The sequence below is a fragment of the Azospirillum sp. B510 genome, from assembly GCF_000010725.1.
Lineage (GTDB): Bacteria > Pseudomonadota > Alphaproteobacteria > Azospirillales > Azospirillaceae > Azospirillum > Azospirillum lipoferum_B.
The window spans coordinates 425,965-451,937 of the sequence record NC_013858.1; the positions used below are offsets into that span (position 1 = coordinate 425,965).

At 56.4% G+C, this 25,973-nt stretch carries 21 protein-coding genes; 11 read left to right on the forward strand and 10 right to left on the reverse strand.

Features of this window, described 5'->3' with window-relative positions; all coding sequences use genetic code 11:
• Window positions 1-16 precede the first annotated feature (16 nt).
• The 3 genes from AZL_RS37245 to AZL_RS34935 all read left to right on the forward strand — a co-directional run bounded on the left by AZL_RS37245 (window position 17) and on the right by AZL_RS34935 (window position 4,708).
• A complete protein-coding gene (locus tag AZL_RS37245; RefSeq protein ID WP_012978006.1) occupies window positions 17-1,870 on the forward strand; it encodes an ATP-binding protein in 1,854 nt (617 codons plus the stop codon).
• A 7-nt stretch (window positions 1,871-1,877) separates the two neighbouring features.
• Window positions 1,878-2,246 carry a response regulator gene (locus tag AZL_RS29310; protein ID WP_012978007.1) on the forward strand — a complete coding sequence of 123 codons (369 nt, stop codon included), beginning with the start codon at window positions 1,878-1,880 and terminating at the stop codon, window positions 2,244-2,246.
• Between the two features lie 188 nt (window positions 2,247-2,434).
• Window positions 2,435-4,708, forward strand: coding sequence for a CHAT domain-containing protein (locus AZL_RS34935; RefSeq protein WP_012978008.1), 2,274 nt, complete (start codon window positions 2,435-2,437; stop codon window positions 4,706-4,708).
• 30 nt (window positions 4,709-4,738) lie between these two features.
• Here the strand turns inward: AZL_RS34935 and AZL_RS34940 are convergent, their stop codons facing one another.
• Window positions 4,739-5,170, reverse strand: a complete 432-nt coding sequence (locus tag AZL_RS34940) for a MarR family winged helix-turn-helix transcriptional regulator (RefSeq protein WP_012978009.1) — start codon at window positions 5,168-5,170, stop codon at window positions 4,739-4,741.
• Between the two features lie 656 nt (window positions 5,171-5,826).
• Between AZL_RS34940 and AZL_RS34945 the strand changes: the two genes are divergently transcribed.
• The 4 genes from AZL_RS34945 (at window position 5,827) to AZL_RS29320 (ending at window position 9,470) form a co-directional block, all read left to right on the forward strand.
• Window positions 5,827-6,819 carry a hypothetical protein gene (locus tag AZL_RS34945; RefSeq protein ID WP_012978010.1) on the forward strand — a complete coding sequence of 331 codons (993 nt, stop codon included), beginning with the start codon at window positions 5,827-5,829 and terminating at the stop codon, window positions 6,817-6,819.
• A complete protein-coding gene (locus AZL_RS34950) occupies window positions 6,816-7,955 on the forward strand; it encodes a hypothetical protein (RefSeq protein WP_012978011.1) in 1,140 nt (379 codons plus the stop codon). The genes AZL_RS34945 and AZL_RS34950 overlap by 4 nt, the downstream gene beginning before the upstream one ends.
• A 2-nt stretch (window positions 7,956-7,957) precedes the next feature.
• A complete protein-coding gene (locus AZL_RS34955) occupies window positions 7,958-8,680 on the forward strand; it encodes a hypothetical protein (RefSeq protein WP_012978012.1) in 723 nt (240 codons plus the stop codon).
• Between the two features lie 217 nt (window positions 8,681-8,897).
• Window positions 8,898-9,470: a tyrosine-type recombinase/integrase gene (locus AZL_RS29320; RefSeq protein WP_012978013.1), complete on the forward strand. Its 573-nt coding sequence runs from the start codon at window positions 8,898-8,900 to the stop codon at window positions 9,468-9,470.
• Here AZL_RS29320 and AZL_RS35970 read toward each other — a convergent pair.
• Complete coding sequence (locus AZL_RS35970; protein ID WP_148219720.1) at window positions 9,467-10,228, reverse strand: hypothetical protein; 762 nt, start codon at window positions 10,226-10,228, stop codon at window positions 9,467-9,469. The two genes, AZL_RS29320 and AZL_RS35970, sit on opposite strands and share 4 nt — an antisense overlap.
• A 75-nt stretch (window positions 10,229-10,303) precedes the next feature.
• Here AZL_RS35970 and AZL_RS34960 point away from each other — a divergent pair, with 75 nt between their 5' ends.
• The gene (locus AZL_RS34960) at window positions 10,304-11,749 is read left to right on the forward strand and encodes a hypothetical protein (RefSeq protein WP_148219721.1); all 1,446 of its coding nucleotides are present in this window, start codon (window positions 10,304-10,306) and stop codon (window positions 11,747-11,749) included.
• Here the strand turns inward: AZL_RS34960 and AZL_RS29335 are convergent, their stop codons facing one another.
• Window positions 11,750-13,432, reverse strand: a complete 1,683-nt coding sequence (locus tag AZL_RS29335; protein ID WP_012978015.1) for a hypothetical protein — start codon at window positions 13,430-13,432, stop codon at window positions 11,750-11,752.
• Between the two features lie 319 nt (window positions 13,433-13,751).
• Window positions 13,752-15,092, reverse strand: coding sequence for an IS1380-like element ISAzs3 family transposase (locus AZL_RS29340; RefSeq protein WP_012973088.1), 1,341 nt, complete (start codon window positions 15,090-15,092; stop codon window positions 13,752-13,754).
• 243 nt (window positions 15,093-15,335) lie between these two features.
• On the opposite strand from AZL_RS29340, the gene AZL_RS35975 reads away from it, so the two are divergent.
• Complete coding sequence (locus tag AZL_RS35975; RefSeq protein WP_148219722.1) at window positions 15,336-16,238, forward strand: HEPN domain-containing protein; 903 nt, start codon at window positions 15,336-15,338, stop codon at window positions 16,236-16,238.
• A gap of 817 nt (window positions 16,239-17,055) precedes the next feature.
• On the opposite strand, the gene AZL_RS29345 is transcribed toward AZL_RS35975, so the two are convergent.
• Complete coding sequence (locus tag AZL_RS29345; protein ID WP_042446196.1) at window positions 17,056-18,099, reverse strand: LacI family DNA-binding transcriptional regulator; 1,044 nt, start codon at window positions 18,097-18,099, stop codon at window positions 17,056-17,058.
• Window positions 18,100-18,280: 181 nt separating this feature from the next.
• Between AZL_RS29345 and AZL_RS29350 the strand changes: the two genes are divergently transcribed.
• Together AZL_RS29350 and AZL_RS29355 are read left to right on the forward strand one after the other, a co-directional pair.
• Window positions 18,281-19,207, forward strand: coding sequence for a dihydrodipicolinate synthase family protein (locus AZL_RS29350; RefSeq protein ID WP_012978017.1), 927 nt, complete (start codon window positions 18,281-18,283; stop codon window positions 19,205-19,207).
• 166 nt (window positions 19,208-19,373) lie between these two features.
• The gene (locus tag AZL_RS29355; protein WP_012978018.1) at window positions 19,374-20,789 is read left to right on the forward strand and encodes an MFS transporter; all 1,416 of its coding nucleotides are present in this window, start codon (window positions 19,374-19,376) and stop codon (window positions 20,787-20,789) included.
• Between the two features lie 136 nt (window positions 20,790-20,925).
• On the opposite strand, the gene AZL_RS29360 is transcribed toward AZL_RS29355, so the two are convergent.
• The 5 genes from AZL_RS29360 to AZL_RS29380 are packed head-to-tail and all read right to left on the reverse strand — an operon-like array spanning window position 20,926 to window position 25,866.
• Window positions 20,926-22,350 carry an aldehyde dehydrogenase family protein gene (locus tag AZL_RS29360; RefSeq protein WP_012978019.1) on the reverse strand — a complete coding sequence of 475 codons (1,425 nt, stop codon included), beginning with the start codon at window positions 22,348-22,350 and terminating at the stop codon, window positions 20,926-20,928.
• Window positions 22,351-22,364: 14 nt separating this feature from the next.
• A complete protein-coding gene (locus tag AZL_RS29365; protein WP_012978020.1) occupies window positions 22,365-23,099 on the reverse strand; it encodes an MBL fold metallo-hydrolase in 735 nt (244 codons plus the stop codon).
• A gap of 3 nt (window positions 23,100-23,102) precedes the next feature.
• Window positions 23,103-24,215, reverse strand: a complete 1,113-nt coding sequence (locus tag AZL_RS37730) for an ABC transporter ATP-binding protein (protein WP_012978021.1) — start codon at window positions 24,213-24,215, stop codon at window positions 23,103-23,105.
• On the reverse strand, window positions 24,212-25,003 hold the full coding sequence (locus AZL_RS29375) for an ABC transporter permease (protein ID WP_012978022.1): 792 nt from the start codon (window positions 25,001-25,003) through the stop codon (window positions 24,212-24,214). The genes AZL_RS37730 and AZL_RS29375 overlap by 4 nt, the downstream gene beginning before the upstream one ends.
• Window positions 25,003-25,866: an ABC transporter permease gene (locus tag AZL_RS29380; RefSeq protein ID WP_012978023.1), complete on the reverse strand. Its 864-nt coding sequence runs from the start codon at window positions 25,864-25,866 to the stop codon at window positions 25,003-25,005. Before AZL_RS29380 ends, AZL_RS29375 begins: the two co-directional genes overlap by 1 nt.
• Between the last annotated feature and the right edge of the window lie 107 nt (window positions 25,867-25,973).

Genomic DNA, 25,973 nt, shown 5'->3' on the forward strand with positions numbered 1-25,973 from the left:
CGCGCCGGAGCATACTGTGCCAGTCAACCGTTCACGCCTGTTATCGTTGCTGCTGGCTGCCCTTGTATATCTGGCGCTGAAAGCACTGCTCTACAGGGTCGCAGGTTTGTTCGATGTCGCCCCAAATGCCAGTGCCTGGTATCCGCCCATCGGGTTGATGTTGGCCTTCGCCCTTCACAGCGGTTGGGCAGCAATCCCGTTCTTGTTCGTGCCGTCCGATCTGCTCGCCTATGGCGTGATCAACAGCTTCAGCCTGCTTATCATCCCACAAGCCATTATAGTGGGCGCAACCGGGCTGGTCCTTCGACGTTGGTTCGCTTCCGACGTGTTCAGCACGTCGAAAGGCGTTGGAACGTTCATAACTGTAGCTTTAATTTCCGTATCTGCGCTGTTCGTCATTTCGACGGCAACGGTTCAGGTCATCACCGCCCGCCATATCTCTATTACTGACAACATCAACTTCGCCTATTGGCTGGGAGACATGTCGGGTGTGTTGCTCTGCACGCCCGTCTTCCTAGCGCTCTTTCATCTCTTCAACCGCCAACCCACTTGGAAATCAACCTCGTGGCTTCCGCTGACGGCCTCGACCCTGATGCGGTCCGCCGGATTGGCCGCTGCCGCTTTGCTGATATGGTTCCTGTTGCGAAACCTGCTGTCCAGCCCGGCCAGTTCGTTCTTCCTTCTCATCCTGCCCATTGCGGTCGCTGGGTTCCTATGGGGCTTCGGCGCTTCGACGTTGACCGCCTTTCTGGTCAATCTTGGGCTTGTCCTGCTTGTGCGTGGAGTTTTGGACACCCGCGATGTGGTCGATCTCCAGGTGTTCATGCTAGCCGCTGGGGCGACGGGCTTGCTTCTGGGTGCCTTGGGCAGCACGCGCATGGAACTGCTCGGGAGAAACGCGCATTTGGTCCGTGCCATAGAGGAAGCCCCGTTGGGCATTGCCCTATTGCAGCATCAACCCGCCAAGCTGAACGTTGTTTTCGCCAATCCCATCTTTTTACGCTTCATCCCCGACGCAACGACCATTCTCCAGCGGCTTCAACAAATTCACGAATTTGAGGGAGACGTGCCAACGAGTGAGCGGATGTTGCACTGGACCATCAAGCCCGCCTCTGCCTCACCGCAAGGAGAGACGCTGATTGCTATTGTGCGGGACGTGACAGAGCAACGTCGGAGGGAGCACGCGGAGCAGCACCAACGCCGCATGGTCGCCATTGGGGAAATTGCCGGTGGAATGGCCCACGAACTCAACAACCTCCTTCACCCCATCATCAATCTCAGCCAGCAAGCCCGCAAAGACGCCATCGCCAAACCGGAGCGGCTTGGGAAGGCCCTCAGCATCATCGAGGAAAGCGCGCGTGGGTCCGCCCAGTTGGTTCGTCAGGTGCTGTCCTTTGCCCGCAACGACGAAGAGATCGGGGGAGGCACGGAACTGGTCGCCGCTCTGCGCGACTCGATTGCGCTGCTGACATCGACGCTCCCGCCCACCTTCACTATCACGTTGACCCACGACGTGCCGTCAGCTTTGGTCAACCTGACGCGGACGGAAATCAGCCAGATCGTCACGAACCTCGTCGTCAATGCTCTGGATGCGACCGACCAGAGAGGCCGTCTCACCATTCATGTCGGTCAGCTTGTCGATGGTTCTGTGACTGCAACCTTCGAGGACAATGGCCCCGGCATCTCCGCAGAGGACGCGGAGCGCATCATGGAGCCGTTTTTCACCACCAAACCTCATGGGCGCGGGACGGGCTTGGGGTTGGCGGTCGTGCGTGACCTCCTGTTGCGTCGTAATGGCTCCATCAAGCTCGTCACCCAGGCTCCCCAAGGCGCATGCTTTGTGCTATCTATTCAGAGCACTGCTGAGTGAAGGCGCCATGAAGATTCTGATTGTCGATGATGCAGAGAACGTTCGCTACTCGCTGCGCACCAGCCTGGAAGATGCCGGATACACTGTGGAGGAAGCGGTTGACGGCGAAGAAGCGCTCACCCGACTTGACTCCGATGCCTTCGATCTGGTGATCGCTGACGTGTGGATGCCGCGCCTGAATGGTATCGACCTGCTCCAAAAGATGCGCGCTATCAGCCCAAATACGCCCGTCCTCATCATTACTGGGGGCGCCGCCCGCATCCCTATTGAAAGCACAGCAGCTATGGCTCGCACTTGGGGTGCTGATAAGGTGTTTTACAAACCATTCGATAACTCGGAACTGATTAAATTCATTCAGAGACTCGATAACAGATAGGATAAAAACGAACAGAAAGGCACACTCACCCGGTTAACGGCTACCTCCACCAGACCTAAGCTATCAGCGCACATTCATGAATTATACTCACAAGGTTCACCAGCAGCAAAATATCACCGCAGCTCCTCTGAAACAGTCCATATTTTCATCAAAATGATGGACGATAATCGTTAGCCGAGGACAAGATCATGAACACCACTGACGATTTTCTACCTTTTATTAGCTCCCCTTCGATTTCCGGTAATTCTAGAACAAAGCAACCAATAAACTTTGACATTCACTACATCATCGTGGTTCCTGATGGAAACCCTTCGCAAGCTTCGCCTATGCAGGGATTTTCTCCAAGCCTTTGCTCAAACCACTGGATGGTTAGAGGCATCACCCATATGCCTTCGACAATCATTGACCTAACACCAGACGGCCAGGAAACCTTGCTCGCGCGGCGAATGGGAGGCACAAATCCAATAAATTGGTACGGACAAACACCACGGGCTGTTCTTTCTCAACCTCTACCGCCGATGATCCCCTTCAATGTGATACTTATAGGTTCAACAGAGCGCCTGAAGGATTATACTGCATGGGCAGCCTCATGCGCTATTCCGCCTGTTTTAGTTGCTGATAAGAACGCCGACTTAAGTTTCGAGCAACTTACTGCCGAGAATCTGCGTCAACTTTTTCTTGCTAGATGTGACTTATTCCCAGATTATATTGATCCTGAATACATTGTCTCTGCAAAGAATACGCTTTCATCCTGGGTTCCACAGAAAAAACGGGAGCTCGGCTATCAAGTTGGCGGACACAACTCCGTTAGCCCGAACCTTTTAGTCTTGGCCTCCGCTGGTTACGAAAATATAAGTAATGGCCCTTTCCAAGATATAGGTAAGGGAATTAAGCCTTATGTTGACCAGATTGTTCAAACAACAAAGAGTGTGCTCACTGAACGCAATGCTATTGGAGAGCGCGATCTCCATCGCATTTTTCGTCCAACGTTCGATCTGAACCTATTTGCACCCGCAGTCTATCCGCATTTTCTACAAATGCCCGTGCCAAGCCAGCTAAACAAACAAGAACAAAAAGATTTTATGCTCGTCAGAAAGGCTCTAGAACGTCAGGAAGGCTATTCATTTGACCTGTCAAACCCTGCCCAGTTCAAGGCTTTGTTTGGTTTTTCGCCGGAAAATAGCGACAGTAAATCACCAAAGCCTCATCCTCTTTTGGCTGTAAGAGCTCAAGAACTTACCCTTGCTACTGAAGCTATATCTTCCTTAGCAGTTTCAGAATTTTCAGCAGTTATTAGGTTACCCAACGATGTAAACAGAACCGCAGGAGCGATTCGCTCGTTTGCTGCTCAATATCGAGGCCATAAGCCCAACTCACAGAAGCGGCTTCTAGGATTCCGCGAAGTTCAACGCCGCCTCTCTGAGGCAGTACCGGCCGAGTTTCTAGAGCTAATACGCTCCTCTAAGACTGGCGTACGTATTGTCGCAGACGCCCATCTTGAGTGGCTTGATATTGACGGATTACCACTTGGAATTCGCAAAAATGTAACGCGAATTCCAGTTACTCCTGGCAACCTATTCATTGGTGAAGTTGGTCCACACAATCACCTAATGCTTGCTGTTGAGCAGCTTACGCGTATTCTAGTCATTAGCGCACTGAAGCGCGACGACCCAATTAAAGGAATGTTCGAGGCAGCATTCGAGCATTTTGGAAAGTTGTGGAGAGAGAAGCTAAATATTGATTTCGTAGAGGTCGATAATGAGCAGAAGTTTGTTGATGCAATAAATAGGTTTGATGGCCATATCCTTATTTTCGATGGACATGGCTCACACCGCACCGATGCAGCAGCGAGTCTCTATTTAGAAGACAATGCAGTTGACGTTTGGGGACTGCGTGACAAGATCACCAGAATGCCTCCAATAGTTGTCTTAAGTGCCTGCGATACCCACGCAGCCGACCGCAACCACGCTACAATAGCAAATGGCTTAATCGCCATCGGCGCAAGATGTGTCCTCGCCTCGGTATTCCCCCTACAGGCATCGGATGCTGCAATATTCGCTGCACGATTGCTGTTCCGCATTTCCGATTTCGTTGGCCCAGCAACCCGGAGCTTTGGTCGAGCTCTTTCTTGGGCAGAGGTAGTATCAGGAATGATCAGAATGCAGCTTCTAACGGACTTTCTAAGGCATCTAAAGGATTCTGGCCAAATTACGAAAGATGCATACTTTTCTGTCCATATGGAGGGTAACTCTGCCATTAATGGAGATTTTCCTGATCCTTTTAAGGAAGTCATAAATGCATTAGAGCGATCTGGCATGGACCCCGATAAAGCACGGAGTCAGCTTTCTTTCACTATCGCGAACTCCAGCGCAGTTAGCTATCTTCACATCGGAAGGCCAGAGACGATACTAATAGATGACACTGACCGTGTCCGCAATCAACTTGATAAATTCGATTCATAGGATTTCACCCGTCAACTTTTGAGCAGAATCCTATTTCCCTTTTCTTATTTCCAGAAGATTTTGAAGGAGTTTAGTTGCCGTACGTGCGTAGGCTTCAATGTCTTCTTCCGAAACTTCGGCCAACGCACGTTCCAGTACAAGGCGCGGATCGTGTTTCAGCAGCTCACGCCCCTTCTCGGTAAGCTCCAGCAGATCAGCCCGTGCATCACGTGGATTCGGCAGCTTAGTCAACAGCCCCTTGTCCACCAGCGTGACCACCGTGCGCGCGACACTGGCAATCGCTAAATCCTGATAACGAGCAAGCGCCGATGCTGTGCGTTGAGCTTCCGATACTTCAGCGAAATAGCGAAGCGCCACCCACTGTGCTGGATAAAGTCCCTCAGAGTGAGCGGAGGCGTGCAAGAGACGAGAAGTATTTTCGACGACCGACGCAAGGCCAGGAATTGACACGCTCCGTGCCATCGTGATTACACCACCCTATTGCTTATGCCTTTATCATACTATCTGACACATTCCGACAGCGCCATACGACATCGCCGGGCGCTCGAATCTCCAATGGGGCGGGATAAAAAAATGCGATGTGCGGAGTGCGAGCCACATTTTACTACATCCAGCCAATCCTCCACCGCCGCTATAGGCCCCTAGATCCATTCTACAATAAGTACGTGGTCAAAAACACTGGGCGACAACGAGGCCCAAGCCCACTCCGGGGTGGTCGAACGCTGTGAAAATGCACGATACCGACAACCTGCGGCTGCTCTACAGCCAAGCCCATGCCCGGAGTGTCTGACCACGTACCATTCTACATTATAACTTCATTGAAGTTGGTGTTCCCCGGGCACTTGCTACGAGCCTTGACCCAACATGGGAGTTGGATAATCGAACTCGGGAGAACAAACCACCATTGATCCGCGGATGCTGGGAATGGAAGTGACTTGGGCTTGCACCACGGTCGCCGCCATACAATTATATGCGTATTTTCCGGCGTGCTTCCACCTCGACGTCGCACCTGAAGGCGTGGTACTTTTACAATGCGCTTCTTAGAGGACGCTTTTTTACAGATCCTTCTCCTTATTGGCTTCTCCTTATTGGAGAGGCGTTGAAAGAGAGCTTATTACATGGCCGAGAATGATCACATTGCTGCGCAAGCTGAGTTGCTAGCAAGCGAACTTTTTGAAGAGTTTTTTTGGCAAAAGACTGGGCCTACTAACCATGATTGGCCATGCGAGGATCAAGCTCGACATGGCGCAAAAACACATCCTTGCGATGTCGTTTATTATTACGATGAACCATACGATCCCGCACGAACTTATGTTCATTGCGACCTGAAAAGCTACGCAAAGGGGTCCATCAGTGCGAATGCAGTGAAGGCAGCTGTTCACAGCTTGGCTAAACAGATAGCTTGTGCTGAGAAGAGCAACGATTGGCGCGACAAGCACGTACACCGTGACGCCAATGCCTGGATTTCTGGACTTCTGTTCGTATACAACCACGATGGTGAATATGATAAGAATTTTCAGGATACTCTCCTGGATATTCAATCAAGTGCCTTGGATATCCCGAAGGGATCTAAGTTGGTTGTTCTAGGACCAAAAGAAATATTCTGGTTAGATAATATAAAATATGAGCTTCTGCGGATGCGAGGTAAGAGCAATCCAGATTTACCTCCCCATGATCACTGCTCCTTCTTTTATCCAGAATTAAGTCGACGGGCGCGACTTCGTGTCAAGACTGCAAGGTCTGCGACTCTGGAAATGCTGACTTCACCGATAATTACCCTCAAATATCAATTTCCCAAGCTCAGTCACAAGAAAGGTTTTGTGGTCTTTTATTCCCGGAAAGGTGAAACAGAAGATGAATTTATGTATTTGATCGATATCATCAGAAAAAATGACCTTTTCGGAGAGCAGTCTGACGTCATTATTAAAACATTGAACCCCTCAGAGAACTCGTCTCCTAATTTTCAGAAAGCTCAAAAAAGGTATATAGAGAGTCTACCCATCGGCGCAGAAGCAACACCTCTAGCTGAATACGTTAACGCAATACGGTACGAACCTATTTCTCAAATAAAAACATCGTACTCGCCAATTGATCTAGGAACTTGGTCATGATAAAGAATCTCGAATACCTCAGCGCGTCTGACAGCGATATTTTTGATATTTTATTATCATCAAAGCAGCGCATAACCGATACGGTCCTTCATAATTTGGCGCGGGATCGCGGAATTTTTTATTCGCCCCACGAATCACGAGAAGAATTGGCTGCTCGAATATCACAGCTTCCACATGATTTTCATGATTTAGAAACAATCGTTAGTCGGCGAGAGCCACTTCATAAACGGGAACGCGCAACATCAGTTCGTCTGAACGATAAGATCTCAAAGGACGAATTGAGGCTTGCTGCTGAGCAATATATCACTGCGGTGGGAAATACTGAAAACGTTGTTCATCGCCCAACAGAAAATGGTTACAAAATAGTTGTAGGATACGATGAGTACAATCATTCACGAGCTCGGCTCCTACAGCGTGAACGTCACGAAGCAGTTATTGAGGTTATTCATCAGGACGGGGAGACACTCTTCAGGTGCCCTGCTACTGAAAAAGCAAAAAGGATTGTAGCTACGATCAAGAGGAATATTGAGCGCGAGCGTACTCAAGCTATCCCGATAGAATCCATTGAATTAACGGGACTGCCTTCTCCGGAACTTCGGCTACAGTTCTTCATCCGTCTTATTTCCACTATGAAGGGATTCAAGTTAACTGATGTGATGAATTTGCGGTTCACGTCACGGGATTCTGACCTGATCGATGCCGAATATGATCTGGACCTCGACGTTAGCGATACACCTGAGGATGATCGACAGAACGCGATAGATGAGATTATCGGAACTGTCCATAGTATGGCACTCAGCGGGCAAAATCTTGTTCGCTCAAAAGAATATATTGAACTTACTAGAAAAGGATTTTACATCACATCGATTTCCTGGCGTGCGGAAAGAGACGCAACTGATAACGACATATATCAGTTTGACGCCGGCTTCGAAGATCGAAAACTAGGTTCCGGATTTAAATATTCGGTTCAAGGAGTTTTCCGAAAGTACAAAGATCGACATAGGAAGACAATTACCCACGTGGATGGGCTGGAAAAGACTGACCTGCTCTCCCTTATAGAGGATACAGCAAGAGTCATATTAAGAGACCTCCGGTCAGCTGATGTGGAAAGCGAACATGCCGATTCGGAGGCTTGAAAATGAGCAAGTATAGATGGCTACGTGCTGAGTGGCCTATCTCAATTCGGGTACTCGCTCATAAGATCCAAGGCAATCTCTTTACACAAGACTCTCGCCAGGGCTTCGTTATTGACCGTGTTAGGGAGAATTATATCGAAGCGCGCTACATAGAACGGATCAGTTATACCGATGTAATAATCGATCCATTTGGAAGTGAACTCTCATTCCCAAAAGTTGAATTTCGACAGAGCCAATTTCGTGCTTCATCCCAATCACCTGGCCTCGAACTTATTAATCCGCCGCGCAGTGTTGCAGCACTGATGAACCGATTGTCTGAAGTGGCAGATTTTGGACTAGCCATCAGTTCGATTGGCGTCGATGTTACTGCTTGGGCAGAACTGCTACAGGCAGAGGCATTTACTGATGCAACAATTCGATCTCTGCAAATCGGAGCCCTGAATATCGAGACAGGAGTGAGTGCGAGAGCCGTGATAACAGGAAATCATGATGTCCGATCTGCGTGCCAAGCTCTAGTGCAGGATCGTTCGTTCGTAGTTGAAAAGATCCAGCTCGATATTTTTGCACCGCAGCGTTGCGCTGTTATTCTCGCCAATAATGCCTCTGCGAAAATTGCTACTAACGATCAAGCCGACGCTATCGTAGAAGCTCTAAGAGTAGCTCTGGAGAAGACTTTTACCAGCACACCTCCCAGACCTGTCTCTGCAAAGCGATCTCGCCTTTAATAGCCCAGCCAATCGCTGCGAGATCACTATGCGCGATATCAAATGCTCGTTATTTCATTTTTTTGGACTCGACTGTTCGAGGAACATAAGAAAAGCAACATTCTGTTAGGTTTCCTGCTAAGTCCTTCTACTACAACGCTTCCCAACCCTCCTAGGCAAACCGGGCAGCCGCAAACATAATCATTTCCACCAATACGTGGATTTGATGGAGTTTGCGATGAAACAGGCTCGGGTGCTTACGGAGCAGGAACAACGGCGCTTGCTGGCGGTGATCGCGGACACCCGCTACGCCGCCCGCAACCGCATAGCGTTCATGCTCAGCTATATGGGTGGGCTGCGGGTGGGCGAGATCGCTGCACTGACGGTCGGCGATGTGCTGGATGGACAGGGAGGCGTCCGCGAGCAAATCCGCCTGTCAGCTGAGATCACCAAGGGCGGGCATGCGCGCACAGCTTTCGTCAATGACCGGCTGCGCAAGGAGGTTGAGCGCTACACCGCTGGGCTGAACGCCAAGCAACGGGAGCCAGAGCGCCCTTTGCTTGTTACGCAGAAAGGCAAGCCCTTTACGGCAAACGTGCTTTGCCAGCTTATGGGCGGGCTTTACAAGCAGGCTGGATTTGATGGGGCGAGTAGCCATAGTGGGCGTCGCTGGTTCATCACCAAGCTCGCCCATAGCGGCGTCTCTGCCAAGGTGATTATGACGTTGGCAGGTCACAAGCACCTCAGCACGACGCAGCGATACATTGATGTAAACGACGACATGCTGCGTAAGGCTGTGGCTGTGCTTTAGTTTTCAGCAAGCTCAGGAGTACGATCCTCGAACTCCTGACGCAACAGGCTTGCGACCTCAACGCCGTGCAGTTTAGGAAGGCTTGTCATTGCAAATGTGGCGATGGCTTCACACCAAGTCCGCAGAAAGTGGGGAGCATACGAAGAAGTCATGATCTGCGCTTCGGAAAGAACGTCTATCAACTCTGCAAACTGACCCGTTAATTCAAGGCAGCTTTCTCGAATTTGGGACTGAAGCGAAACCGATTCGACCTCATCATGCTCCAATTTCCTGATAACGGGCGCCAGTAAGGACGAGTACTCTGGAATCTGCGTGTCAGCAATCTTCAGGTAGACGAGTGCCTGATTTTTCTTCCACCATGCATTCTCTTGATCAATCTTCCTTTGCACAATCTTTGCGCAACGTTCCTCAAGCTGACCGAACAGCCCCATCGCCTGAGTTCTTGTTGAACCGTGGAGAGGCTTAATTACTCCCAATCCTTCCTCGAGGTTCAAAACTGCTTTTACCTTCGCTGCCGTCTGAGACGATGCTGCTTCTACAACAATAAGTTCCTTGTGTCGCTCCAATGCACAAAGGTAAGGAATCACAAGGCGATGGAGAAACTCGCTGCCGAGTCCGTCGTTAAGATCGTGAATAATGATCGAGTTCGGCCGCGTTACAATTGAAAGTCTCTCTTTAAAAGCAGCCCGCTGCGTTCGGTCAATTGGCGCTCTTACAAAGAGAAGCACAGAATTATCGTAGCTAGACGATGCGTTCATTTTAACTTCCTTCTGGCCTCCTGACTACTTCCACGATATCATATATCAGCAGTGATGAGCAAATAGGGAACGCCCATGAGCACTATTGATTTGTCCAGCATGAACTCGCTGAGCAAAGATCCCGCCGAAAAGAATGGCTATGCCATTTTCATTCCATCAATATCTCCTGTTTATCTTAAAAACATTGGCAGGAAGAATGAGGCATTCCGAGACGGATGTTTGCCGGCGTCAATTGATGGCACGCTAAGAAACTTAAATTTTCTGGATAGCCAGTGCGAAAACTTCTTCTACAAATGGGGACTATATTCGGCAGGACATACTAAAGGCGACTTCACAGCAGCTCTTGGGGACGAGCAGGTACTCCGTAACAGACAGACTGGTCAGTCTGTCATCATGGCCGACAGCGGAGGCTTTCAGATCGCCCGCCAACAGTGGCAGATCGACGTTACCAACCCTGAGGCGTTGTTTCGGGCACGTGAATCCGTTCTAAAATGGGCGGAAGGTTTTGCAGACATTATCGTACCGCTGGATTTTCCGACCAACGAAGCAGTGATGAGGCAAGAGAACTTCGATTTTGCATCATGCCTACGTTACACCGAAGACAGCCTCGAATTCATGGTCAATCAACGAGATCGGACTACGAAGGCATTGTATCTAAACGTGTTACAAGGTGCTGACTGGGGGCAGGCCAAGGAGTGGTTTAGCGTAGTTAAGCGTTTTGACAGCTTGGATGGCTGGTCGATTCCCTGGCGCTTTCATGAGAACCTGCACAGTCTCCTACAGTTTCTTCTTATTATGAAACATGATGGTGCTTTGGATAACTGCCGCTGGCTGCACTTCTTCGGAGTAGCCCGCCTCAACTTGGTTGGTGGATTGACGTTGCTCATGCGGGCGCTACGCGAGCATGTTCGGCCAGATTTGGTAGTCAGCTACGACGCAGCGTCGCCCTTCATTTCCGGCGGACGAGTGCAACAGGCGTACAGTGGCTTGAGCTTCCGTCGTGACGGTGAAGTGGTGTTCGAGCCATGCCGGGTGCCCAACAGTGCGCACCTCGTTCATTCCAACAAGCCGTTTCCATTCGCGACCAGTCCAATCGGACGAGAGATGAAGCTTGGGGATTTGTGTGCACTTCCAGAAGGAAAGCGCCGGCAATCGGACCGGCTGTCACATTGGGATACGTTGTCTTCCCTTATGTTGATGAATCACAATCTCTATGTCCATATTGATGCCATCAATCAGCTAAACCGCATTGTCGATGTCTCGTCGGAATTCGATATGGGACTTCAATTACCTAAGCAATACCAAAAGCTAGCGGAGGTTTTGGATCGTATATTTGCAAGGGGACAAAGCCGCGAGCAAGCTAACCAGATTGTGCTCGACAACAAGAATGTACTGGAGTTTTTTGATCGGTCTTCTTATGTCACCGTCGCTCAACTGATTCAGGGGGAACGGCCCGATTGGTGGAACACCGACCTTGAGCCGTTCCCCTATTTCTCGGAAGTGCCTTGGTTCGAAGAATAATTACTTCTTCGCGTTTTTCGACTTTGCGGAGGCGCCGGACCTTGATGCTCCTGGCGCCTTCTTTGTTTCTGTCGTCTTGCTCTCTGCCTTTATGCAAATGCGGTATAGATCGCCGCGAAGCTGTGTCTCGACATTAATTACGTCCTCGCTGAGTGACCATCTGGTGCTGGCAGCCCCGTACTCCTCATAAAGAACCGAGAGCTTTCCGAGCAGGGTTCCCTTCATGATGCGCTTTACGGCAGGCAGGTCTTTCTGAGCCTCGACCACCAGAAGCGGCTTATCCTGATGTCCTTTGCAGAAGAACTTCACCAGCCCGCTTTTCTGATCGATTACGAGGTCGAGAGGGTTTTGCTTTTTCTGCTCTGCGGTATCGTTCTTATGAGTCTTGCGCTTCTCGTCCCAACTGGATCGAAGCTCAATCCACTGCGCGGCTGATAGTGCAACGCCAATTCCAGTGTTTTCCTTTGCTTTTACTGTGATTGGCTGGATGTTCACGTTGCTTCCCTGATCCAGATCAATGGCCTTCTGACCATCGACAGCATCAGCAAGCAACTTTATGCGACTTGTATCGCCACCAAATTCATCCTTCTCCTCGGCATCCATTCGCTCAAAACGCCAATTTCCGGCTGTTTTTTCATTACCAAGTGTTTCATATAGCGCAGCAAGATTATTCCCGTTCAGCAGATATCGGGTATTCGGCGGCAGACCTTCGATTGGCTTGGAAATGTGAGTCAGGAGAAACTTTGTCGGCTTCTCTGTGTCTCCGGTAAGGCTGGCACAGGCCCACGCATCCTCGTCGCCCGCCTCAATGACAATCTGCCTCGCGTCCTTAGCCGCACGATCAAAAAAGGTTTCGGCAAGCTGAGCACAACGAATGACTGGTCCAGCCTCCGACTTCTCCAGCCGCGTAACGGCTGATATGCCGTAGGCCAAGTCCTTCAAAGTGTCACTGCTTACGTATGCCTGTCGAAGTAATTGCCCTTGCTTCTTGCCATCCACCTCTTCAACCTTCACTAAGAACACGGCGACGCCCAGGCCCATGTCCTGAATTTCTTCACCATCAAAAACTAAATTGGCAGCGCCTTCGAATTCCTTCAGCTCAGCAATTGCCTGAACGCGCTCAGCTTCTTTGGCTTCATCGGTTTTCGGATTAGAGGCAGGTTGCGGGTCGACGAATTTGTCCCGCATTTTGCGAACGCCATCTTCTTTCAACCTCTGCTTCAACTCGTCAGGTGTCAGCTTTTCCTTTAGCGCCTGATGCAGAGCCATTGAATAGGTATTTGCCCGCTGCGGAATGTAATCGGCTTCGATCTCAGCTTTTGGATCGTTGCTTTGATTGCTCTGCCGCTTGTGTAGCAACGTCGCTTTCAGCAGGTTTGAGAACCTGTTCCCAGACGGCTCCTTTTGAATGTCGAACTCTTGCTTGCCAAGGCGCTTGCGTACCAAATCGTTGACGAGTTGAACGTGTTCCTTCGAATTATTCGCGCACAACAGATACAAATGGTAGAGCGACACCAGTGCTTCATATAGCACCATGTCGGTCCCGCGAAGCTGCACAAGAAAGTCGCGCGAATTCGCTTCCGACGTATCGAGCAGCTTTTGCGCTTCGATGGTCGAAACCGCCTTACCGCCGAGAATAACGATCTTGGTTTCGCTTGTTAGACTCGCAACTTCACCGGACATCCGCTCTCTCCTACTCGAAGGGAGTACGAGTATCGTACTCCCAAGGGAGGCGATCAAGCGGATTAATAAGCAGTGATTAGTATGTAGGCTGCACGGGGTTGCTGACGCGCCTACATCGCTCTTTCACCTCAAGGGACTTGGAGAAATACTAACCGCCTTTATTCACCAGGGTGGCGAGCGGTCTGGTCGCCGCGTTGAGATGATCAACGTTGGGCTGTATGGGCGCGCGTCGTCGGCCGCCGCGCTGACGGCGGCGTGACGGTGTCGGAGTTGGTGGTGGAGGGGATTGGGTGACGGCTGGGGCACGCTGCCCCGGTGCTCAGCAGATGAGCCGGGGCATGCGGCCGAGGGCGAGGTGGATGATCGCCTGATCAGGCGCGCTGGTCGGCAGGTGCACCTTGATCTGCGTCTTCATCTCCACGATACGCGCGGCGGTCTTCACCAAGCGCAGCCGCAAGGTGTCGAATTGCACCGTGCGCCAGCGGGAGCGTTTCGGCATCAGCGAGCGCAGGCTCCACAGCAGCCAGTACGCCCCGGCGTGCAGGAACAGGCGGAACTGGTTGGCCGTCGCCTTGGTGCAGGAGGTCCGGTCTGCGGCAAGGTGGGATTTCCAGGCTTTTATATGATTTTCCGCCTGTCCCCTCGCGCAATACAGGCCGGCATACAGCCAGCGACCCGTGCCGTGGCGTAGGTTGGTGACGATGAAGCGGCTGTCGGTGCCCTGGTCTCCTGCCTCGACGCGCGCGACGATGCGGCGGACCCGGCTCCAGGTGCTGGCCCCGTCATAGAATTCCTTGAAGCGGCGCACCTTGTCGGCTCCGGGCATGGCCTGGAAGCGCGCCGCGGTGCTGGCCTCCAGCGTGGTGACGTGACGGCGCAGTGTGCTGCTGGTCGGCAGACCGAGCACGTAGTCGAGCCCCTCCGCCTCGCACCAGTCCAGCACCTCCGGGCAGGCGTAATGGCCGTCGGCGCGCAGCAGGATCTCGGTCTTGGGCCAGTTTGCCCGAATGGCGCGGAGCAGGCGACGCAGGAAGGTCCGGATCTCCGTCCCCTTGGGCCGCTTGGCTGGGCGCAGCACAGCGGTGACAAAGCGGCCGTTGCCGTCGAAGACAACGATGGGCTGGAAGCCGTACTCGTCATAATGGGCGTTGAACAGGCGCAACTGCTGACCGCCATGCACCGTGTCGAAGGTGTCGTCTACATCCAGCACGATGCGCTTGGGCACCTGGCGAAAGGACGCGCAGTAGAGATCGACCATGGCTCGGCCCATGCGCAGCAGTGCGCGGGTATCCGGCAGGTTCTCCAGGCGCGAGATGGTGGCTTGCGAGCAAAGGTCACGCTCGGACGGCAGGCGTTCCAGGGCCATCTTGAACAGCGGGTCGGAGCGTAGGCTGCCGGCGTCGTTGCCGTCCTCGTAGCCCGCCGCGATGGCCAGCAGGCGAAAGCCGATGATGTCGGCCAGCGAATGCACGGTGCGCGTTGGATCGCGCGGGTCCTCAATACAGGCGGCCAGCCGATCGGCAATCCGCAGCCGCTTCGCCACCTCCCGCAGCACCAGCAGCCCGCCATCGGAGGACAGGCGGCCGCCATCAAAGCGCCCGATCACCGGCTTTCCAGCAACGGGTGACAGGCCGGGCAGCGGCAGGGTATGATCAACCATGGCGGGTGGGCGCTCCGGAAACGGCAGGAGTTGGCGTCAGCACCCAAATCCTACGGCCGCTCAACGGATGCCGCTACACCCGCCAACCCTCATGAATTTTCCCGGCTAATAAACCTTCAGGCTTTAGAGATATCCTACTATGGGCGTTTACCCGCCGCTTACTAGCCAAATTTGATGTTCCAACCTCGTGAGTTGCGAGATATAAAGGTTTAAATGTTTGTAGATTCTCATGTGAGTTGAGTTATGTCCGAAGCGTTTGCACGATACACGCCCCTGGTTGAACGCACATTTGCCCTACGCGCGTTTAACGAATGCGAAACCGAAATCAATCAACACTTTTGGTCCTTCAAAGTAATTTCAGAGTATTCCCGCTTTATAGCGCGGGCCGAACAAGCGAAATCACCCAACACGCCTACATCAGTAGTTTTTCACGCGACTGGTCCCGATGCGTGCAGAATACCGCCGACTGTAAGTGATTGGCTTAGCGCTAGTGATGAACTCGAGAATTGGCTCCGCCTTAGTGCGTTGGTTTCCGCATCGTCCTATTTAGAGGTTTATCTTCGGCAAGTCGTCCGCTCTGCACTAATGTCAGACCCTCTTTGTCGGTTCAGTCTAGCAAGGACCTTGGATGGCACTAAATTACTTAAAGCCAACCGAGAAATGCCTTATGAGAAGGAACTTGAGAGCGTTACCAAGGGCAGCTGGGAGTCGCGGTCGGCAGCTTTTAAATCTTTGTTTGGATCCGCCCCTCACATCCTCACGTCGAAGGCTAATCTATCGAAGTTAGAGAAGATAAGAAATATGCGCAATGATTTTGCGCATGGATTTGGGAGAAGCTTAGATGTGGCAAGCCCGACAAGCTCCTCAATTGGGCCATCCAGCCGCCTCACACAAAGAAAGTTTATTGAATACGTCGCTGCCCTTTCGAAAACAGCGATGGGGATAGATCGTTTCCTGATCGATAATTTTATCGGCAATTTCGAATTCATTGTGTTTTATCACGAGTGGAAGTCGAAACCTATTCTAGCAGAGGACCGGAAGTACACTGCACCCCGTGCACTTCAGCGTGCTTTCAACCGCGACGCAAGATGCCCCACTAGTACCGAATTTTGTGCCGGCCTCATCAAATTTTATGATGAGATATGATCGATAATGTGTGTGAAAATCTAGGCAGAGTTGCGTACGCCGGTGAGGTCTACCTATGTTCATGCGCTCCGCGCCAACTACGTCACCTGACAGCTCGATGAACATCGCCCATGTTGTATACGTATCGGCTGCGCGCCGTCGAGCTGTATGGTGCGGCTATAGCCCTAGCTCAAGCCCCGCACTTGCACCGTGTAAGAACGTGGAGCATCATAGGGGGACAAGCAAACGCACAATATGATGTATAGGAAAATAATCCTATAGCGCTAACTGTTTAGCACAACCTTAGCACATACTGCTTTGCATTCTATATAAAACAAGCACTTAAGCTAGCTCGATTGCAACTGAAAATCCCCGTGTCGGCGGTTCGACTCCGTCCCTGGGCACCATTCTCTTCAAGCACTTGGAGAGTGGTGTGTGATCTGCTTACAGAGCACGGTAAGCCGACGGTAAGCAACAGACATCTTACCAATCCGAGCATCAGGATCGATCCCCAGCATCACGCAAGATTGGCTTGCCAAACCTGAGAAATGGTTTGAGATGCCCTGACCCGCCTTTCGATCTGCCAAAATCAAGTTTCTTAAATAAATTCCAATCAGTTAACTGACTTTCCAAAACATCTTACAAATCATGTTCGCTTTGTCAGCTCTTAAAGCAATGCCTTTACTGTTTCTGTAACGCTCGTACTTTCGTAAATTTCGCCAGCGGAAACGGAACCTCCGCGAAGTCGAATGGCTGCGTCCAGCCCTTTGGGACCACGGACTTCAAAAACCGGTATCGATGACGACACCTCGAAAAGTTTTCCTTTGTAAGGCGGCGGTCAAAGCCCCTCGCCGGATCGGCAGGGCGCCGATGACGCACGCGGAATGAGCGTCGGCGGGGCAACGCGGATGCGGTCGTTGGCGGACGACACCCCCCGCGACAGCAAATCCAGGGCTTCCGCCGCGATGCGGTCGAACGGCACGCGCACCGATGTCAACGGCACCGACAGGCGGCTGACGATTGGGATGTCGTTGTAGCCGACCAGGGAAACTTCCTCCGGGACCGACAGCCCGAGCTTCACCAACGCCGACAGCGCGCCGATAGCGGTGTTGTCGTTCATGGCGAAGATCGCGGTCGGGCGCGCCGCCGCACCCATCAGGCGCTCGGCCGCGTCAGCGCCGGAATCGATGCCGAAGGTCGATTCGACAATCCAGTCGGGATCGACCTCCGCCCCCGCCTCGCTCATCGCCCAGCGATAACCGGCCAACCGGCCTCGGCTGCTCGACGCATAGCTTGGCCCGGCGATGATGCCGATCCGGCGATGGCCGAGATCCAAGAGATGGCGCGTGGCCAGATAGCCTCCCAGCCGGTCATCCCCGACCGACGACATGCTGTGCCCGTCGCTGCGCAATGCCAGCACATAGGGAATGCCCCGCTTCTCGAGCCGGACCGGGAAATCGTCGCCCTCCCTGGCCGTCGACAGGACCAGACCGTCCACGCCCCGCTTCAGCAGGCTTTCCGCCGCGCCCCGGTCGGCCTCCGGCTCGTCGTCGGTCGTCGCCACGATGGCGAAGCGCCCGGAGCGGGTGCAGGCATGCGCCAACGCCTCATAGAGCATCGCCATCACCGTATCCGTCAGTCGCGGCACGATCACCCCGATCGTGTTGGTGTTGCCACGGCGCAGGCTTGCCGCCGCGTCGTCGCGCACATAGCCGAGTTCAGCGGCGACCTGACGCACCTTGCGGGCCGTCTCGCTCTCGGACCTCGGCAAACGCTCGTCGAGAATTCGCGACACCGTGGATTTCGATACGCCCGACGCCGCGGCGACGTCATGCAGCGTCACCCGCCCCTGTCTCTCTTGCGGATCGTCTCTGCTGAACACCGGCCGGCCCCTCGGGAATTGTCGCAGCCCCAAGATAATGGTTGACACCCAAATTATTCAAGACTTACGTTGGGAACGTTCCCGGCAACGTTCCAAATATCGTTCCCGGAACATCGCTGGACCGTAGCACGGCCCGGAAAAACCCTCACATTTCATAATGATCCTGGAAGGCATCGGAACCATGGCCATCGATTGGAAGGGACTGAACCCCGCGCCCGTTACGCTGTTCAAGGACAACGGCGATGTCGATTTCGACGGCAACGCCCGCCTGGCCAAGTGGCTGGCCTCGATCCCCGGCGTGAAGAGCCTGGTCATTCTCGGTCATGCCGGCGAGGGCACCTTCCTCACCCATGACGAACAGATCGAACTGATCCGCGTCTACAAGGACGCGACCCCGCTGCCGGTCGTCGCCGGCATCACCGGTGAAGGCACCAAGGTCGCCGAGTTGGAGGCGAAGGAGAAGTTCGAAGCCGGCGCCACCGGCGCCCTGGTCTACCCGAACCATGGCTGGCTGCGCTTCGGTTACCAGAAGGGCGCCCCGGTCGACCGCTACAAGGCCGTCGCCCAGTCCGGCCTGGAATGCATCCTGTTCCAGTATCCGGCGGTGACCAAGGCCAACTACGACCTGGACACCCAGTTGCAGATCGCCGCCATTCCGGGCGTCACCGCCACGAAGAACGGCGTGCGCGACATGAAGCGCTGGTACAACGAGATCCCGGCGCTGAAGAACGCCTTCCCGGACCTCGCCATCATGTCCTGCCATGACGAATGGCTGCTGCCGACGATGTTCGACGTCGACGGCCTGCTGGTGGGCTACGGCAACATGGCGCCCGAACTGCTGATCGAATATCTCGCCGCCGGCAAGGCGCAGGACTATCCGCTGGCCCGCAAGTATCACGAACAGCTTCTGCCGATCACCCGCGCGGTCTATCACCGCGGGTCGCACATGGAGGGTTCGGTCGCGCTGAAGCATGCCCTGCGCGCCCGCGGCCTGATCGACAACGTCAATGTCCGCGAGCCGCTGAAGCCGCTGGGCGACGGTGCCGACGAGGAAATCCGCGCCGCGGTGAAGGCGTCCGGACTGACCGTGATCAAGAACGCGGCCTGAAAGAGCGGGGCCACCCAAAAGGTGGCCCCTCTTTCGTCCCGCGATCCTTTCGGCGGCGATGCGGACTTTGCCCGACCGCCGCCGGGGAGCCAAACTGGGAGGGCCTCCGGCAGCCACGGGCTTCCGGCAATAAGAAAAAACATCATCAGGCTTGAGAGGAAACGCCATGCTCATGCAGACATCCGGGGATGCCGCCGCCTCCGGGCGAGACGCCGCGGCTGGACAGAGCGCCAGCCAATTCGATGGACAGGCGGACATCAGCGCCCGGCTTGAACGGCTTCCGATCACCAAACGGGTCTTCTGGACCCGCAACATCATCGGCGCCGCCACTTTCTTCGATGGCTATACGGTGATCGCCATCGCCTATGCGATGCCGGTTCTGGTTCGCGAATGGGGGCTTGGCCCGGAACAGACCGGACTGATCCTGTCGATGGGCTATCTGGGCCAGCTCATCGGCGCCGTCTTCTTCGGCTGGCTGGCCGAACGGATCGGCCGCCTCAGCGTCCTTCTCTTCACCATCCTGCTGTTCGTCAGCATGGATTTCGCCTGCCTGTTCGCCTGGGGTGCTGCGTCGATGATGGCGTTCCGCTTCATCCAGGGCATCGGCACCGGTGGCGAGGTGCCGGTCGCAAGCGCCTACATCAACGAATATATCGGATCGAAGGGACGCGGCCGCTTCTTCCTGCTCTACGAGGTGATGTTCCTGCTGGGCCTCGTCGGCGCCGGCCTCATCGCCCGGGCCCTGGTTCCGGTCTATGGCTGGCAGGCGATGTTCCTGGTCGGCATCATTCCCGGCATCATCCTGATCCCGTTCCGCTTCTTCATGAAGGAATCGCCGCGCTGGCTGGCCTCCAAGGGCCGTTACGCGGAGGCCGACCGGATCGTCGGCCAGTTGGAGGCGAGCGCCACGGCCTCGGGACATCAGCTTGAGACGCCGAAGCCCATCCCGACCCGGGCGAAAGCCAGCTCCAACTGGAACGAGCTGTTCTCCGGCTTCTATCGGCGCCGCACCTTCACCATCTGGGCGATGTGGTTCTGTTCCTATCTCGTCGCCAACGGCATGATCACCTGGCTGCCGACGCTGTACCGGCAGACCTTCAATCTGCCGCTCGAAACCAGCCTGATGTACGGTCTGCTGACCTCGGTCGCCGGAGTCATCGCGTCGGTCGCCTGCGCGCTGCTGATCGACAAGGTCGGGCGCAAGCGCTGGTACATGTGCGCCTTCTTCGCCGCTCCGCTGCCGCTTCTCGCCCTCGCTTTCCTCGGCGCCACCTCGCCGGTGGAGGTGCTGGTCCTCGCCGGGCTGGCCTATGCGATCCTGCAAACGATCACCTTCTCGCTCTACCTCTACTCGGCGGAGCTGTATCCCACCCGCATGAGGGCGCTCGGCACCGGGCTTGGCAGCGCCTGGCTGCGCCTCGGCTCTTCCACCGGTCCCATTCTGGTCGGCATTCTGATGGGGTCGGCCGGCATCCAGTCGGTGTTCGCGACCTTCGCCGCCGTCTCGCTGGTCGGCGCGGTCATCACCGCCCTCTTCGCCGTCGAGACCAAGGGCAGGGTTCTGGAAGAACTGTCGCCCTGACCGTCCCGGGCCACGGCGCGGGCGACGCCCGCGGAGACAAGCCAGACGGTTGCTCACCCCCCGGGCGATGCGCGCGGTTTTGTTGGCCAGAGCCACGGCAGCTCCGTCGCCCAACCGCGGGAAAGAGAAGCAGGCCTTATGGACGGTGAAGCGTCTTGACCTCCAGAAAATCCTCCAGGCCGAACCGTCCGCCCTCGCGTCCGTTACCGGATTGCTTGTAGCCGCCGAACGGGCTGCCGTAGCGGTGCGGCGCGCCGTTGATATGCACCATGCCGGCGCGCAGCCGGCTTGCCACCCGTTCCGCGCGGGCCGGATCGCCGGTCTGGATATAGGCGGCAAGACCATATTCGGTGTCGTTGGCGATCTCGATCGCTTCCTCCTCGCCGTCGAACGGGATGATCGCCAGCACCGGCCCGAACACCTCCTCGCGCGCGATGCGCATGCTGTTGTCCACGTCGGCGAAGATCGTCGGCCTGACGAAATAGCCGGTCTCGAAGCCGTCCGGCTTTCCCGCCCCGCCAACGAGCGGCCGGGCCCCTTCGGCGATCCCCGCTTCGATCAGCGCCTGGACCCGGCCATATTGGACGTCGCTGACCAGCGGCCCGACATGCGGACCTTCCTCGGCGGGATTGCCGACCTTGACCTCTTGACCAGCACGTCTGGCGATCTCGACAGCCCGGTCATAGACCGACCTCTGCACCAGAAGACGGGTCGGCGCGTCACAGGACTGGCCGGAATTGTTGAAGCATTCCAGGACGCTGGCGGTGATGCGGTCTTCGAGGTCGGCGTCCTCGAACAGGATGTTCGGCGACTTGCCGCCAAGCTCGAGCGTCACGCGCTTGACGGTCTCGGCGGCGTCCTTGCTGACGGCGATGCCGGCGCGCGTCGATCCGGTGAAGGACATCATGTCGACATCGCGATGCCTCGACAGCGCGGCCCCCACGCTGGGACCATCGCCGTTGACGAGGTTGAAGACGCCGGCGGGGAAGCCGGCCTCCTCGATCATCTCCGCATACAGCATGGCGTTGAGCGGCGTCAGCTCGCTCGGCTTCAGCACGCAGGTGCAGCCGGTCGCCAGCGCCGCGACGACCTTCAGGGCGATCTGGTTGATCGGCCAGTTCCACGGCGTGATCAGTCCGCAGACCCCCACCGGTTCGCGCAGGATGACATCGCCGTTCGGCAGCGCCTCGCGCATCGGCAACCGTTTCAAGGCATCGATGTAGCCTTGGAGATGGCCGACGCCGACATCGGCCTGCTGCTCCCGGCTCATGCTGATCGGCGCGCCGAGTTCGAGCGTGATCGTCTGCGCCATCTCCTCGTAGCGGCGCTTGTAGACCGCCAGCAGAGCCTCCAGAAGCGCCAGACGCTCCTCGACACTGGTGCGGCTGTAGGTGACGAAGGCGGTCTTCGCGGCGGCGACGGCGCGGTCGATATCGGCGGCCGTTCCCATCGAGATCACGGCGACCGGCTGCTCGGTCGCCGGATTCAGAACCTCCCGGTCGTTCGCCGCAAGCGGGGCGACCCATTCACCATTGATATAGAATTTCCGCCGGTCGATCATTGCTTTCCCTCCCGCTACAGATGCTTCTGTTTGTCGTTCAGCCAGTCGGTGATCAGTTCGCGAAAGCGCTCGCCACCGAAGCTGGGGAAATGCCCGCCATGCACCACCCGCACGGGGAGCTTCAGGAGCCGTTCCATCGACGCCAGATAATCCTCGGCGTTCGAATGATAGGTGTCCTCGATCAGCGGCCCGTCATAGAGGATGTCGCCCGAAAACAGCGTCGCCGTGGCATCCTCCCAGATCGCGATGCCGCCGGGGGAATGGCCGGGCGTATGGATGATCTCGAAGCTGCGGTCGCCCAGGTCGATCCGGTCACCGTCCTGGAGGATGCGGGTCGCCGGGGCCTTCTTCACCGCGTAGCAGGTCGAGCAATAAGGTTCGGGCGGCAACCGATCGAAGATGCCGTCGCTGACATAAGGGTCGGCGAGCGTGTTGGCCCGCGTCGGCCCGGCGATGATGTCGGCTTCGGCGGCATGCACCGCGCGGCAGTCGAATTCATGATGGCAGCCGATATGGTCGAAATGGGTGTGGCTGGCCACCGCGATCAGGTCGCGTTCGGTGACCAGCGGCACCCAGTCCCGCAGCGAGACGACGCCCATGCCGCTGTCGACCAGCATGTCGCGGTCGCGGCCGCGCACATGCCAGATGTTGCAGCGGTAGAATTCCTGGATGAAGGGCTCGGAAATCGCCGTGACGCCATCATCGAGACGGCGCAGCGCATACCAGTCTTCGGCGCGGGCGCGCTCCATCGATCAGGCCCTCCCGGCCGGGGTGGGCAGGGCCACGACATCCTCGGCCTCGACCGCGAGCGCGACCTCCTGGCCGTCCGTGACCGTCGCCGACGCCGGCATATGCGCCATGATGGTCAGATCCCCGGCCAGATCCCCGGCGGCGGCGGGCTTCAGATGGCAACGGTAATGGGTGCCGAAGAAAGCGGCATCGGCGATGCGCGCCTGTCCGAGCGGCGTGAGCGGACGGTCGGCCTTGCAGGCGCGGCGGAAATGCTCCGGCCGGATGCAGAGCGTCACCTGCTGCCCCACGGCAGGCTCGGCGGCGGTGAAATTGCGCCGGGGAAGCACCAGGCTGCCGATCGCGGTCCCGACCTTGGCCGTCGCCGCGTCCAGCGCCTCGACCACGCCGGGCAGGAAGTTCGTCTCGCCCAGGAAGCCGGCGGAGAACAGCGAGCGTGGGCGCATGTAGATCTCGGCCGGCGGGCCGAAATCCTCGACACGCCCCCGGTTCATCACCGCGATGCGGTCGGCGATCGCCATCGCCTCCTCCTGATCGTGGGTGACATGCACGAAGGTGGTGCCGACCCGCTTCTGGATCGCCTTCAGCTCATCCTGCATCTGGCGGCGAAGTTGAAGGTCGAGCGCGCCGAGCGGCTCGTCGAGCAGCAGCACGTCGGGGTCGACCGCCAGCGCGCGGGCCAGCGCCACCCGCTGGCGCTGGCCGCCGGACAATTCGTGCGGCTTCTTCTCGGCCGACTCCTTGAGCCCGACGAGATCGAGCAGCGCCTTCGCCCGCTCGTCGCGCGCGGCCCTGGCGACACCGCGCATCCTGAGACCGAAGCCGACATTGTCCTTCAGCCGCATGTGCGGAAACAGCGCGTAGTCCTGGAACATCGTCGTCGTCGGCCGCTTGGCCGGCGCGACATGGGTCATGTCCTTGCCGCCGATCATGACGCGACCCGAGGTCGGCGAGAGAAAGCCGCCGAGGATGCTCAGGAGCGTGGTCTTGCCGCAGCCGGATGGCCCGAGCAGCACGATGAACTCGCCGGCCGCGATGTCGAGGCTGACATTGTCGAGCGCGGTGAAGCCGACGAAGGTCTTCGTGGCATTCACGATCGAAACCGGCGCGGTCATGATTTCCTCGTCCTTCTGAACAGCCAAAGTTCCAGCACCATCAGCACGCTGACCGACACCAGGAAGACCAGCGATCCAACGGCGTTGGTCTTCGGGTTGAGACCGGAGCGCAGCAGGCTCCAGATCTCGACGGGCAAGGTCACGTCGAAGCGCGACAGAAGGAACGCGATGATGAACTCGTCCCAGCTGAAGGTCACCGACAGGAAGAATGCCGCCAGAAGCGAGGGCAGCAGCATCGGCGCCGTCACCAGCAGCATGACCTTGACTTCGCCGGCGCCGAGATCGCGGGCGGCGCGCTCGATGTTGACATGGTGCGCGCCCATCGACGAGTAGATGAGGGCGAAGCAGAGCGGCAGGTTGATCACCACATGGCCGATGCCGACCGTCCACAGCGACAGTCCGACGCCGAGCGCGTTGAGCACGGTCAGCAGCCCGAGCGCGATGATCAGGTAGCTGACGGTCATCGGCGCGATCAGCAGCCCGCGCTGCAACGCCGAGCCGGGCAGCCGATAGCGGGCGAGCGCATAGGCGGCGAGAAAGCCGAAGAGACAGGCGACGAAGGACGAGACCATCGCCACCACGAAGGAATGCAGCAGCGCGGCCATCAGCTTGCCGTCAGCGAACACCGCCTCGTACCAGCGCAGCGAGACGCCGTTGAACGGCGGCACCGGCAGGCGCCCGTCCTGGAAGGAGAACAGCACCAGCACGACCACCGGCAGGAAGATGAAACCGAAGAGCAGGGCGGCGTAGAGCCAGGAGGCCAGGGCGGCGAGAAGCTTGCGCGTCATCAGGCCCTCTCGATCTTCAGCCAGCGCGCGCAGGCGATGTAGGCGGCGGTGATCACCAGCATCAGGATGATCGACAGGGCCGCGGCCATCGGGAAGTCGGCCCGGCGGCCGAGTTGCAGCATGATGATCTGCGGCAGGACCAGCTCATTGTTGCCGCCGAGGATCTGCGGCGTGACATAGTCGCCGATGCACAGCACGAAGGTCAGGAACGCGCCGGTCATGATGCCCGGCAGCGTCAGCGGCAGGATGACATGCCAGAAGGTCTGGAGCCCGTTGGCGCCCAGGTCGGCCGCCGCCCGCCGGTAGTTCGGCGACAGCTGCACGAGGTTGGCATAGATCGTCAGCGTCAGCAGCATGACGAAGAAATGCACGAAGCCGATGACGGTCGCGGTCCGGTTGCTCGCCAACTCCAGCGGCTGGCTGATCAGCCCGATCTGCATCAGGGTCTGGTTGATGATTCCGGTTTTCGACAGAACCAGCAGCCAGGAATAGGACCGCACCACATAGGAGGTCCAGAAGGGCAGCACGGCCAGCATCAGCGCCAGTCGCTGCAACCGCCGCGGCACCCGTTCGGCGATGATCCAGGCCAGCGGGTAGGCGAGCAGCACCGACAGGACCGTCACGATCGCCGTGATCTCCAGCGAGTTGACCAACCCCTTGAACAGCGCGCTCTTTTCGAAGAAGGCGAGATAGTTCGTCAGCGTCCAGCTTTGGACGATCACGCCGCCCTGCTGTGTCCACAGGCTCATCGCGACCATGAACAGAAAGGGCGCGACGAAGAAGACGAGCGTCCACGCAAGCGCCGGGACGACGAACGCCCATGCCTTGCGCTGCTCCTTGTCATTCAGGGATAGGGTCGTCATCGGCGCAAGCTCCGTGCCGTCGGCCTCCGGTCCCGTCCGGCCCGCCGGTTGGCAGGGACGGACCGGAGCGCCGCCATCGTCGTTCAGACGCAGCCCTGCGTCACCGA

Coding starts and splice junctions, on each gene's coding strand:
- AZL_RS29310 (WP_012978007.1), top strand. CDS start 1,878: ATGAAGATTCTGATTGTCGATGATGCAGAGAACGTTCGCTACTCGCTG.
- AZL_RS34935 (WP_012978008.1), top strand. CDS start 2,435: ATGAACACCACTGACGATTTTCTACCTTTTATTAGCTCCCCTTCGATT.
- AZL_RS34940 (WP_012978009.1), bottom strand. CDS start 5,170: ATGGCACGGAGCGTGTCAATTCCTGGCCTTGCGTCGGTCGTCGAAAAT.
- AZL_RS34945 (WP_012978010.1), top strand. CDS start 5,827: ATGGCCGAGAATGATCACATTGCTGCGCAAGCTGAGTTGCTAGCAAGC.
- AZL_RS34950 (WP_012978011.1), top strand. CDS start 6,816: ATGATAAAGAATCTCGAATACCTCAGCGCGTCTGACAGCGATATTTTT.
- AZL_RS34955 (WP_012978012.1), top strand. CDS start 7,958: ATGAGCAAGTATAGATGGCTACGTGCTGAGTGGCCTATCTCAATTCGG.
- AZL_RS29320 (WP_012978013.1), top strand. CDS start 8,898: ATGAAACAGGCTCGGGTGCTTACGGAGCAGGAACAACGGCGCTTGCTG.
- AZL_RS35970 (WP_148219720.1), bottom strand. CDS start 10,228: ATGAACGCATCGTCTAGCTACGATAATTCTGTGCTTCTCTTTGTAAGA.
- AZL_RS34960 (WP_148219721.1), top strand. CDS start 10,304: ATGAGCACTATTGATTTGTCCAGCATGAACTCGCTGAGCAAAGATCCC.
- AZL_RS29335 (WP_012978015.1), bottom strand. CDS start 13,432: ATGTCCGGTGAAGTTGCGAGTCTAACAAGCGAAACCAAGATCGTTATT.
- AZL_RS29340 (WP_012973088.1), bottom strand. CDS start 15,092: ATGGTTGATCATACCCTGCCGCTGCCCGGCCTGTCACCCGTTGCTGGA.
- AZL_RS35975 (WP_148219722.1), top strand. CDS start 15,336: ATGTCCGAAGCGTTTGCACGATACACGCCCCTGGTTGAACGCACATTT.
- AZL_RS29350 (WP_012978017.1), top strand. CDS start 18,281: ATGGCCATCGATTGGAAGGGACTGAACCCCGCGCCCGTTACGCTGTTC.
- AZL_RS29355 (WP_012978018.1), top strand. CDS start 19,374: ATGCTCATGCAGACATCCGGGGATGCCGCCGCCTCCGGGCGAGACGCC.
- AZL_RS29360 (WP_012978019.1), bottom strand. CDS start 22,350: ATGATCGACCGGCGGAAATTCTATATCAATGGTGAATGGGTCGCCCCG.
- AZL_RS29365 (WP_012978020.1), bottom strand. CDS start 23,099: ATGGAGCGCGCCCGCGCCGAAGACTGGTATGCGCTGCGCCGTCTCGAT.
- AZL_RS37730 (WP_012978021.1), bottom strand. CDS start 24,215: ATGACCGCGCCGGTTTCGATCGTGAATGCCACGAAGACCTTCGTCGGC.
- AZL_RS29375 (WP_012978022.1), bottom strand. CDS start 25,003: ATGACGCGCAAGCTTCTCGCCGCCCTGGCCTCCTGGCTCTACGCCGCC.
- AZL_RS29380 (WP_012978023.1), bottom strand. CDS start 25,866: ATGACGACCCTATCCCTGAATGACAAGGAGCAGCGCAAGGCATGGGCG.